Source organism: Leptospira saintgironsiae (genome assembly GCF_002811765.1).
GTDB classification, from domain to species: domain Bacteria; phylum Spirochaetota; class Leptospiria; order Leptospirales; family Leptospiraceae; genus Leptospira_B; species Leptospira_B saintgironsiae.
Genome location: NZ_NPDR01000005.1, coordinates 68,559 through 76,919, shown reverse-complemented (window position 1 = coordinate 76,919; position 8,361 = coordinate 68,559). Strand labels below are relative to the sequence as shown.

At 41.9% G+C, this 8,361-nt stretch carries 7 protein-coding genes; 1 reads left to right on the top strand and 6 read right to left on the bottom strand.

What is annotated here, in order from left to right; translation table 11 throughout:
- Positions 1 to 84: 84 nt before the first annotated feature.
- Positions 85 to 912, bottom strand: coding sequence for a Cof-type HAD-IIB family hydrolase (locus CH362_RS12555; protein WP_208859586.1), 828 nt, complete (start codon positions 910 to 912; stop codon positions 85 to 87).
- A 172-nt stretch (positions 913 to 1,084) separates the two neighbouring features.
- On the opposite strand from CH362_RS12555, the gene CH362_RS12550 reads away from it, so the two are divergent.
- Positions 1,085 to 1,912, top strand: coding sequence for a 1,4-dihydroxy-6-naphtoate synthase (locus tag CH362_RS12550; protein WP_165780267.1), 828 nt, complete (start codon positions 1,085 to 1,087; stop codon positions 1,910 to 1,912).
- Here the strand turns inward: CH362_RS12550 and metF are convergent.
- The 5 genes from metF to CH362_RS12520 form a co-directional block, all read right to left on the bottom strand.
- Positions 1,909 to 2,781, bottom strand: coding sequence for a methylenetetrahydrofolate reductase [NAD(P)H] (metF, locus tag CH362_RS12545; protein WP_100710687.1), 873 nt, complete (start codon positions 2,779 to 2,781; stop codon positions 1,909 to 1,911). The genes CH362_RS12550 and metF overlap by 4 nt on opposite strands.
- A 32-nt stretch (positions 2,782 to 2,813) precedes the next feature.
- The gene (locus CH362_RS12540) at positions 2,814 to 5,321 is read right to left on the bottom strand and encodes a discoidin domain-containing protein (RefSeq protein ID WP_100710686.1); all 2,508 of its coding nucleotides are present in this window, start codon (positions 5,319 to 5,321) and stop codon (positions 2,814 to 2,816) included.
- 21 nt (positions 5,322 to 5,342) lie between these two features.
- The gene (locus CH362_RS12535; protein WP_100710883.1) at positions 5,343 to 6,236 is read right to left on the bottom strand and encodes a helix-turn-helix domain-containing protein; all 894 of its coding nucleotides are present in this window, start codon (positions 6,234 to 6,236) and stop codon (positions 5,343 to 5,345) included.
- Between the two features lie 386 nt (positions 6,237 to 6,622).
- Positions 6,623 to 7,468: a ParB/RepB/Spo0J family partition protein gene (locus CH362_RS12525; RefSeq protein ID WP_100710685.1), complete on the bottom strand. Its 846-nt coding sequence runs from the start codon at positions 7,466 to 7,468 to the stop codon at positions 6,623 to 6,625.
- Positions 7,452 to 8,204, bottom strand: a complete 753-nt coding sequence (locus CH362_RS12520; protein WP_100710684.1) for a ParA family protein — start codon at positions 8,202 to 8,204, stop codon at positions 7,452 to 7,454. Before CH362_RS12520 ends, CH362_RS12525 begins: the two co-directional genes overlap by 17 nt.
- Positions 8,205 to 8,361 lie beyond the last annotated feature (157 nt).

Below are 8,361 nucleotides of genomic sequence, written 5' to 3'. Positions count from 1 at the left end.
GCCCAAAGTACGGAGACAAGTTTCGGTTGTTACGAAGTCGCTTGCTCCTCTTGCGAAGTAAAGATTGATAAAAATCAAAAAGTCTTATCTAAACGAAAGTAGGGATAATTCCAAAAGAGTCATCGCAATACCATCTTCATTATTCGAATATTTAGTAATATAAGAAGCGCCTTCTTTCAGACTCTGCACTGCATTCTTCATCGCAAATCCATATCCGGAAGAAAAAAGCATTTCTCTATCATTCAATTCGTCTCCGAAAGAGATGACTCCAGCCTCATCTAAACCTGAAATTTTCAAATAAGACTGGATTGCAGTCCACTTGGAAACCCCTTTTTCCAAAACTTCTAAACAATAAGAAACTCCAGGAATTTTAGTGATCACAGTCCTATATTCTGAAGACTCAGGCAAAGCCAGAAGCTCCTTTTCTAATTCGATCAATTCTTCCTTTATTAAGGAAAGATAACATACTACAAGCACACGATCGGAGGAATGTTCCAGAAGATCTGAAACCACCTTGGTTCTCGCAATATCTCCGCCCGAATAATTATGATATTTTTCATCCGTGATCGGAGACTCGATTAAAATATCGATCCCCTCTTCGAAGCGGTCTACATGAAGGAGGGGAGAGTGGCCCTTCTTCTTTCCCAAAGATAAAACTGCAAATGTTGCCTTTTCAGAAATATATGTTTCCGAAATTCTTTCTCCATCGGGAGAACTTCGGAGCACCTGCCCATTATTGGCCACCACGGTCACATTTCCCCGAAACTCCTGAGCATATGGAAGAGCAGAAGAGAACCTTCTACCCGTAGCGATAATCAGCCCAACTCCTTGGTCCAATGCGGACTGCAAAACATAATGATTTAAACTAGAAATAGAAGCCCTAGAATCCAGAAGTGTTCCATCCAGATCCATAGCAATCGTATGAAAGGGGAGAAGCCCATCCAATTTTGGGAATTTATGAGAGTGGGAATTCGAAATGATATCCAAGGGAGCCTACGATTCTTTTCCAATAGACCTAAGGGCAGGTGTTCCTTCCACCTCCTTTTTTCGTTTTCAAAAGAATCAGAACTGATTGCCTGGAAGAATGGAACTCAGTCTGGCATATTCTCCCTGTCCGAACGACACATTCATCTTCTATCATCTTATCTCCGCAAAAACCAAGGCGCCATTTTCTATAAAAGAAGAATTATACGATGTGGAACAACTGAACCAATTCGCCGATAAAGGAAAATTCCAAGCCACGAAAATTTCATTCGCAGCTTTATTCCATGTGGCGGACAAATATTCTCTTTTAGATAGCGGATCTGCACTTGGTAGGAACTGCGGCCCCATCATCGTAAAAAAAGCAGGTGCCTCGGTAGGAACTCCTAACGGAAAAAAAATCCTAGTCCCAGGACTTTGGACTACCGCCAACTTACTTACACATCTATATTTAAACGGGGACTTCACACCAGTTCCCACACGCTATGATCTCATCTTGGACAAAGTAAAAAATGGAGAAGCTGATTTCGGGATCGTCATTCACGAAGAAAGATTCACCTACGAATCAAGAGGGCTCGCCAAGGTAGAAGATTTAGGAGAATGGTGGGAAGGCACAACAGGTGCGCATATTCCACTTGGATGTATCGCAATCCGCAGAGATCTTTCCGCTCAAGTAAAGCATGACCTGGATTCGGCGATTAAGGAAAGCCTATCTCTTGCTTACCAAAATAGAGAAAGTATGTACGATTATATTTTAAAACATTCTCAAACCACTACAAGAGAAGTGGCGGATGCGCATATAGATCTGTACGTGAACGAATTTTCTAAAAGTTTAGGAAAAGAAGGGGAAAGGGCAATCCGCTTATTACAGCAAAAGGCCCTCGAGACAGGATTACTTCCTCCAGAAAAAGAGAAGGACTTATTCCTTTAATTTTTCAGTTCTCTAACTATATCCAAACTCGCAGGAGATTGGTTTAGGGTATAAAGATGAATTCCTGGAGCTCCCATCTTGACCAGTTCGCGGCATTGGTTTACTGAGAAGTTGATACTTCTTTTATAAAATTCTTCCGGCTGATCCTTCACTTCTTCCAGATCAGAAACTAGTTTTTCAGGAAATTCGCAGGCAGCCATTGCCTTAAATCTTTCAATCTGAGTAAAAGAAGTAATCGGCATGATCCCTGGGATCACAGGCACATTGATCCCTTTTTGACGGATCAGATTTAAGAAAGATTCAAAATTTGAATTTTTAAAAAATAATTGAGAAACAAGGTAAGAAGCACCCGAATCCACTTTGCGTTTTAGGTTATCCACATCGGATTCTAGATTCGAAGCTTCCGGATGTTTTTCAGGGTAACAAGCTGCTCCCATACAGAAATCGAAACCTTCTTCTTTAATAAAAGAGATAAGTTCACTTGCGTAACCAAATCCGCCTTCTACCTTTTTGAAAGCCTCTTCTCCCTTAGGAGGATCTCCTCGGAGAGCCATTAAGTTTTCGATCCCGGATTCTCGGATCTGGTTTAATATAACCCTGATCTCGTCTTTATTTCCGCCCACGCAGGTAAAATGCGCCGCCGCAGGAAGTGAGAACTTTTTAGCCAATTCAGAAGTAATACGGATCGTTTTGTCCCGAGTAGAACCTCCAGCTCCGTAAGTCACAGTGATATAACCTGGACTTACCTTGGATAATTCTTCCACGGCTTCGAATAATTTTGTCTCTCCTTCCGGAGTTTTAGGAGGAAAAAACTCGAAAGAGTACACCGGCGTTTTGGCCGTTTTATAAATTTCTAATATCTTTTTCATTCTAACCTTTCCCCACAAGTGTGGGGAATTTTTCAACTACAGCAGAGTAGGACCTGAATAGGTCCTCTGCCATTTCTTTGTAAGCCCAGAGATTTTGCTACAAGCGCGCCAGGTTTTAAATTTTCAGGTGCGACTCTGACCGCATGTCCTCCGGTAAGACCAGAACATAATAGGTCACCAGGCTGTACAGGATAAGATTGAGCTTCCACATTCGCAAGCACCACTCCTGCAATTGCTACAAGCCATTGCCCTTCTGCCTGTGGTTTATCGCCCAAAACTAATGCTGCAGATTTTACTGCGACACCTACTATATTCGTAGCGTTTGGTTGTCTGGATTTATGAAGTTTACCATCTTCTCCCATTGCAAGAAGATCACCTTCCGCAATCACATCCGAAGACTGAACAGGGAAAAATTTAGCGATACAATCCGTACCTTTTCCGGTTTGGAGATATACTGTTCCAAGGAAATCAGAATCACCTTCTGCCAAGATCGCTTTACCTGAACCAGTTTCGTTCAGACTTGGGATCCCTTTCCCGCTAGCATATAATGCATGGCCGGATCTAGAATGAAACCATCCACCAAATCCTCTTTTGGCCAGACCTAAAATACCTGCGGATTCTTTTTCTCCAGAGGCGCTATCGCCTCTGACTCCGAATTTTTCTCCGAAGCCCAAGATCCCGGAGAACCTACCGGAGCCTACAATACCTGCTCCTTTTTCGCTCTCATTTCTTGCATATGCAAGTCCTGCATTCTCAGGAGGAGGGGAGATATTCGCATAAGGAGCTTCTACAGAACCTTTTAGTCTCAGATATCCAGTATGAGAACTGAAATCATGCTCTTTAGGAGCGTAATCATGAGTGTGGGGAAGAGGCTGTCTTGCATCCGACAATCTAGGATCATCAGAAGAAACCACATGACCAGGAATAGATTTCCCTTTAGGTGCAACAGTTACTATACCTGGATATTCAGTGCTTGCGTTACGTAATCTTTCGTCATCACCTTGGACAACTGCACCTTCTTTTGCTTCACCGGAACGAGCAAGTTTCACAATCCCATAAGATTGAGGTGTAGAAATTTTTAATCTCTTATCATTCCCCTGAACTGCAGCATCCGCAGATTCTTCTCCATTAGAAGCAAATCTTAAAATACCTGTACTTTCTGTGGTAGCATGTCTGAGTCTTGGATCATCGGAAGTGACCACTTTTCCAGGAGTTGCATCTCCAGGAGGAGCCAATTGAACCAGACCGAATTTTTGATTTGTTGCATGCTTCAGACGATCGTCATTTCCCTGAACAACAGCACCTTCTTTGGTCTCACCATTCTCCGCAAGTTCAACAATACCAAAACTTTGGGTAGAAGAAGGTTTTAAACGATCATCGTTCCCTTGCACAACTCTATCTGCCCGATTTTCGCCGTTCCCAGCTAAACGCACTAGACCATAAGCGGCCTCAGTAGAATGTTTTAATCTTCTGTCGTTACCTTGGACAACAACGCCTTCTTTATCTTCCCCATCAGAAGCAAGTTCTACGATACCTTTATACTCAGTAGAACCGTCTCTTAATCTTCTGTCATTTGCCTGAACTGCGGCACCTTCAGAAGTTTCTCCGTCAATTGCGAGTCGAACCAGACCCGATCTAAGAACAGTTGCATATGGCAAAGGCTCAGCAGTTGGCTTATGAGTTAGCTCGCTTAAGTATGGAGCCGCGTATAATTCTACTTCTACAATGCTTGCAGAATATTTCTCTTTATTTTGGATTTTGCGAGGACGAGAAACGAATTTCAAAAAGCGAATATTCGTAGGTAAAAATCTCCATTGGTACCAAGTTCCCAATTCAGATAAGAATTGGTTCTCTTCCAAAAGTTGATTCCAGGTCAGATCGTCTTCGCTATAATATACAGTAAACGTTTCGGGAAAAGGTAAGTGACCGTCTTTCGGCGTAAGAACTCTCAACTCATTCACTCTACTGATAGAACCAAGATCCATTAGGAAAAATTCTTCCTTAGGTTGATTTGATTCCACAGAAGACCAGCCGTAATCAGGTCTTTCATCTATTAGATTTTCTTTTACCCAGAATCTGTCTTTCTCGGAACTCACTTCTAATTTAGTGACTCCTGAGATCCCAACTTCCAAAGCACCTATAGAAACTTTGAATTTGGCTCCTTCTTTTTCAGAAACCTTACTGACCAATTTTAGGAAGTTAGCGCGGACCAAGGAGAAGTTCCATTGTCCCACTTTTTTATTCAATCTTCTGAAACCTGTTTCTTGCAGGATCGGCTCCCAAACTTTTCCATCCAAAGAAATTTCGAATTTAAAAGAGTCAGGGAAGAATGTGCCGGATTGTTCCGACTGATGTAATTTGATCTGATTAAAACTAGAGCCTGGATTTAAAACCAAGGTCAAGACCCCAACACCAGGATGGTCCAACTGCTCAGAATAAGAACGAAGTCCTCCTTCCTTAAATTCGAACGTACCTTTGGTCTTAATTTCGTTTACTTTAACTTGTCGAGGATGGCTGATCCGGATGGATTCTTCATTCATAAGAGCTTTAACGTGGTCCTTTTAAACATGTACCCGGTTTTCTTCGGCTTTTGCAGAAAATATAACCAGTATCGAGGGGTGGATTTTGTCTGTGAAGTACTTTGTAATGATCATCCTAAGTGTCTCAGGAAGTGGATCTTTTACCAAAAGAGTCTTACCGTCCGGTTCTACCTGAAGTTTTTCCAATACTTCTACGCTGCTTCTAGAAAGATTCCCCTTACACCATTCTAAAAATCCAATCCAAGAAGCTTCTTTTCCTGAAGAATGTCCCAGGTCCTGAGATTGGATGGGGGAGGCGTGCTCAAAATTCGGCCGTTTGGTTCCGGACAGGTTTTTGCAAATGCCTCGAATATAATGTAAATTTTCACCAAGTCCTTGTGCCTTCGCAATTTCCATTGCCTCGGACAAGATATCATCTCCGTAACGTTCTCTTAAAGAATCTAAACTCAATTCTTTCTTTTCCAAACTAGGTTTTTGGTTTTGGGTATTATGGATGGTTATATTTATATTGTTTGGGTTTCCATTTCCACCCCTCTCCGGGCTACCTGCCAACACCCCTGGGGTCGATCCCAATCCCCCTCCGGGGTTTCCAAAAATAACCCCCTGAGGTGGAATTCTGGAACCCGGATAGTTGAAGCAAAAATAATAAGTGGAATTCTTATGCCCGGTCCCAGGAACAAATTGAAGAAGGCCCGCTCTTACTAGGTCTTTCTTTCCTTCGTTAATAGATTTTTTAGTCTTTAAGCCGGTGAGTCGGATCAAGCTTTCGTTACTGGGCCAGACTGGCTTAAAGGTCTGGTCACTAAATTTAAGCAGGACGAGATAAAGAGTCTTTGCGGCCGGGGATAAAGTGGCCCAAACCCCGGAATCAATGATATCCGAGAGGAATTTTATATATGGAAAATGCTCGCCCATACCTTGGATCCTCTTTTGCCCCGGAGGCAAAAAAATTAATTTTAAGCAAAAAGGTTCGAAGGTAGTTGACATTTATCCGACATAAGGTTACTTATGTCTCATCCAACAACATTCCTTCGGGAAGGTCCGGCCCCTGGTGAACCAGGGGAGTTTTTTTATCTCAGACCGACGGATATGCTTCTTCCTCCTCTCTTCCGGGTTGGGAGAAAGTACTACATTTCCGTTTAGAATATTATGTCACATATTGGAGTTTTTTTCGGCTCCGTCAACTCATTCCCGACTTTTTCAGCCTAAGCCCAATAAAATCTTTTGCTAAGTACATGTTTGTACTGCTAGACTTCGTTTAACAATAATCGTTATTCGATTTCGTTTTTGAGTTTAGGAATTTATTTCCCGAATTTTTTAGAAATTTCTTTCTTAACGAATTTGTGAAGTTCTGAAAGAAATTCTTCGTCTTCGGTGGAGATGATGACGCTTTTACCTTTTTTTACGATCTTATAAGGGTAGGCAGAAATTGTAGGTTTTTCAGATCCAATTTTGGTTCCGATTTGTCCAGGAGAGAATAGCCCGCCTTCCTCAGCTCTATTGAAAGTTTTTGCGTCTTTTACGGTTTTCAATTCGCCCGAATTGAATTTTTCCAGAAAATCTTTCAGAGTCCCTTTTTTGGCTGCAGATGCTGCCTGTACCAAAAGGTTTTTGGATTCTATCCCTGCGTCTTTACAAACCTTCAGGTCTTCCTTTGAGAGAGAAGAAATTCCCAAAAGTTCGGTCATATAACTTCTACTTTTCCCAAACATGTTTCCTAGTTCCAGGTCAGTATAAGAAAAAGAAGTTTTGAGATGGGTCATCGCCTCTATCTCTTCATAGGGAGATAAATTTTCCCTTTGTAGGTTTTCAATGATTGCTAGGCGGAAAGTTTCCTTCGCGTCCTTATCTAGAATTTTACATTCTACTTCCGGCCATTTGAGAAGGCTAGCCGCATGGAATCTTCTCTCTCCGGCGATGATTGTATAAAATTCTTCATCCGCTTTTTTGGTGACTAGGATAGGTTGTAGAAGTCCATCCTTGTCCAAACTTTGGGCAAGCTCTTCTACACCTTTTTTTCTCTCTTGTCTTGGTTGGCTTTCAGAAGGACGGATTTTATCCAGGCGGATCTTGCGGATGGTGCCTTCTAATTTTTCTGCCTGGAAAACATCTGCGAGAGAGCCTAGTCTTTTACTTTTTGAGCTCATTCAAAAATTCCTCAATGAAGCCTTCATATTCCTGGGCCTGACGGCTGGATTTATTATACTCATAGACTGACTTTCTTGCTAGGTGAGATTCTCCCACGGCAACTCCGTCCGAGATACTATTATCAAAAATTCTGAAATATTTGGTAAGAACAGGAATGATCGTTTTAGTAAGAAGTGTCTGAGGCTTGAGCTGGGTGACTAGTGCTCCCATAATCTCCAAGTCAGGGTTGATCCTTTTTTTAATGCTAGTAATTGTTTGTTGCAGTCCCAAAATTCCATCCACGGAAAATTTTTCCGCTTGGAGAGGAATGATAACAAAGTTGGAAGCGACAAGTGCGTTAATCGTAAAAATGGAAAGACTAGGCGGACAATCGATCACACAAAAATCCATTTCTTTTTCCAGGTCCGCAAGAGCGTCTCTCAGAATATAAGGTGCGTCCACAATTGCAGCAATTGTTTCCGCCTCGGCAAGGGTCAGACGGGAAGGGGCGATATTTAAATTCTCCACCTCGGTCTTAACCATAACTTCTCTGATCTTCGCTTTGGATTGGAAAATATTATGCATGGATTTTTCTAATCCATCTGGATTCAGGAAAATCCCTGTTGAATTTGCCTGAGGATCTATATCGATCAGCAGAGTTTTTTTACCTCTTCTGGCGAGACCCCAAGCTAAATTCAGGGAGGTGGTGGTTTTACCTTCTCCGCCCTTTTGGTTTGCGATGGATACTACAATCATTCTGTTCCCTTGTATCTCAATTGTCGGATGTCCGACATCCCGTCCTTATATCTACCGCACGAAATCGATAGAATAATGAGAGGAAATTAAACAAAAATAAAAATTAAAAGTTAACTTCGGGACCGAAGCCAACACTATATTTCCATATAAGAAGAAG

Excerpts from the sequence above, each read along its gene's own strand:
- CH362_RS12555 (WP_208859586.1), bottom strand. The coding sequence starts at position 912 with ATGGATCTGGATGGAACACTTCTGGATTCTAGGGCTTCTATTTCTAGT.
- CH362_RS12550 (WP_165780267.1), top strand. The coding sequence starts at position 1,085 with ATGGAACTCAGTCTGGCATATTCTCCCTGTCCGAACGACACATTCATC.
- metF (WP_100710687.1), bottom strand. The coding sequence starts at position 2,781 with ATGAAAAAGATATTAGAAATTTATAAAACGGCCAAAACGCCGGTGTAC.
- CH362_RS12540 (WP_100710686.1), bottom strand. The coding sequence starts at position 5,321 with ATGAATGAAGAATCCATCCGGATCAGCCATCCTCGACAAGTTAAAGTA.
- CH362_RS12535 (WP_100710883.1), bottom strand. The coding sequence starts at position 6,236 with ATGGGCGAGCATTTTCCATATATAAAATTCCTCTCGGATATCATTGAT.
- CH362_RS12525 (WP_100710685.1), bottom strand. The coding sequence starts at position 7,468 with ATGAGCTCAAAAAGTAAAAGACTAGGCTCTCTCGCAGATGTTTTCCAG.
- CH362_RS12520 (WP_100710684.1), bottom strand. The coding sequence starts at position 8,204 with ATGATTGTAGTATCCATCGCAAACCAAAAGGGCGGAGAAGGTAAAACC.